This window comes from Nocardia sp. NPDC003345, from assembly GCF_053589395.1.
Window position 1 is genome coordinate 1 of record NZ_JBSFRU010000525.1, and the last position, 2,528, is coordinate 2,528.

Genomic DNA, 2,528 nt, shown 5'->3' on the forward strand with positions numbered 1-2,528 from the left:
CGCGCACGGCCCCGACCGCGCGGCCGCCCTGAACGCCCTGGATCGCGCGCTCGCCGATACCGCGGTGCTGGGCGTGACGACCAATATCGACTTCCTGCGGTTCCTGCTGGCCGATCCGGATGTCACGGCCGGTCGGTTGGACACCGCTCTACTGGACCGGCGGGCGGGGGATTTCCGGGCCGCGGCGGTGACCGACGAGTTGTTCGCGGCCGCGGCCGTGTACCGGTGGCTGCGGCGCCGGCCGTCCGGTCCCGCGGATCCGTGGGACTTCCCGACCGGCTGGCGGGTCGGCTCCGCCGCACCGACCCGGATCCGGCTGGCCGGTGGTGACCGGACCGCCCACGTCTACCTCACCGGTAGCCCGGACGCGGCCGAACTGCGGGTCGGGGATGCCGAGCCGGTTGCGCTCACCGCCGGATTCGAGACCGCGGGAGGCGAATCCGATACTCCCGGCACTCGCTCGGTGTACCTCACCCTCGACGGGGTGCGGCGCCGCTACCGGATCGCGGAGTCCGGGCCGCACCTGTGGCTGGCCGGCGAATCCGGGGTGGCGCTGCTGCGCGAACTCACCGAGGAGCCGGTGCGCGCCGATACCGCCGCCGCCCACGACGCCGAGATCCGCAGCCCCATGCCGGGAACCGTGCTCGCGATCGGCGCGGAACCCGGCGCCCAGGTCACCGCGGGGGCGCCCGTCCTGGTCGTCGAGGCGATGAAGATGGAGCATTCGCTGGCCGCGCCGCTGGCGGGGACGGTCGAGATCCTGGTGGCGCCGGGCGAATCGGTACGGCTGGACCAGGTCCTCGCTCGTGTCCACCCCGAACCCGCGCCCGAGAGCGAACCCGCCCCTGCCGAAACCGCACCGGCCTGAGCGTGCGCACCCGACCCGAGAACGAGATGAGGCCCAGGTGACCGATTTCCTGTCCACCGGCACACTGCCGGACCACTACCGCGATCTGGCGCTCACCGTCCGTGATTTCGCGAACCAGGTGGTCGCGCCCGTCGCGGCGAAACACGATGCCGAGCACAGTTTCCCGTACGAGGTGGTGGCGGGAATGGCCCGGATGGGCCTGTTCGGGCTGCCGTTCCCGGAGGAATACGGCGGCATGGGCGGCGACTATTTCGCGCTCTGCCTGGCCCTCGAAGAACTCGGCAAAATCGACCAGAGCGTCGCCATCACCCTCGAGGCCGGAGTATCGCTCGGCGCCATGCCGATCTACCGGTTCGGCGACCAGAAACAGAAACAGGAATGGCTGCCGCGGCTGGCGAGCGGGCAGAACCTCGGCGCCTTCGGCCTCACCGAACCCGGCGCGGGCAGCGACGCCGGCGGCACCCGCACCACCGCCGTCGAGGACGGCGACAGCTGGGTGATCAACGGCAGCAAACAGTTCATCACCAACTCCGGAACCGATATCACCGCCCTGGTCACCGTCACCGCGGTAACCGGGCAGACCGGTGGGAAGAAGGAGATCTCCACCATCCTGGTGCCCACCGACACCCCCGGGTTCACCGCCGAACCCGCCTACAACAAGGTCGGCTGGAACGCCTCGGACACCCACCCGCTCACCTTCGCCGACGTCCGGGTCCCGCAGGAGAACCTGCTCGGCGAACGCGGACGCGGCTACGCGAACTTCCTGCGCATCCTGGACGAGGGCCGCATCGCCATCGCGGCGCTGTCGGTCGGCGCCGCCCAGGGTTGTGTGGACGAATGCGTGCGCTACGCCGGAGAACGCGAGGCGTTCGGCAAGACGATCGGCAGCAATCAGGCCATCGCCTTCAAGATCGCCCGGATGGAAGCCCGCGCCCATACCGCCCGCACCGCCTACTACGACGCCGCCGCGCTCATGCTGTCCGGCAAACCCTTCAAGAAACAGGCCGCCATCGCCAAACTGATCGCCAGCGAAGCGGCCATGGACAACGCCCGCGACGCCACCCAGATCTTCGGCGGCTACGGATTCATGAACGAATACCCGGTGGCCCGCCACTACCGGGACAGCAAGATCCTCGAAATCGGCGAGGGCACCACGGAGGTACAACTCATGCTGATCGGACGGGAGCTCGGCCTGTGAGCGGCGAGAAGATCACCAAGGACGTCGAACACGACATCAGCGATCTGAAACGAGTGGTGCAGACCGGCCTGTGGTTCGAGGAGCTGGAAACCGGCGTCCTCTACGAGCACCGCCCCGGCCGCACCATAACCGAGACCGACAACGTGCTGTTCAGCACCCTCACCATGAACACCCAGGGCCTGCATATCGACAAGGCTTTCAGCGACGCTCAGGAACCGTTCCACGAGCGGCTGGTCAATTCGCTGTTCACCCTGGGCACCATGATCGGGCAGGCGGTGGCGCATCTGACCCAGGGCACCACCGTGGCCAACCTCGGCTTCGAGGAGGTGAAGTTCCCGGCGCCGCTGTTCCACGGCGACACCGTGTACACCGAGACCGTGGTGCTGGACAAACGGGAAGGCGGCGATATGGCCCAGGGCGTCGCGGCAGTAATCGATCATCCGGTCCGGGAGCTCGTCGAGG

3 protein-coding genes are annotated in these 2,528 nt (G+C 68.7%); all 3 read left to right on the forward strand.

From position 1 onward, the window contains the following. Positions 1 to 868: biotin/lipoyl-containing protein (locus ACWDU1_RS31555; protein ID WP_450004072.1), on the forward strand; the 868-nt coding region annotated here is incomplete at its 5' end. Positions 869 to 905: 37 nt separating this feature from the next. Next, a complete protein-coding gene (locus ACWDU1_RS31560; protein WP_450004073.1) occupies positions 906 to 2,066 on the forward strand; it encodes an acyl-CoA dehydrogenase family protein in 1,161 nt (386 codons plus the stop codon). Next, positions 2,063 to 2,528 (forward strand): MaoC family dehydratase (locus ACWDU1_RS31565; RefSeq protein ID WP_450004074.1); only part of this gene is annotated, 466 nt, incomplete at its 3' end. The genes ACWDU1_RS31560 and ACWDU1_RS31565, both read left to right, overlap by 4 nt.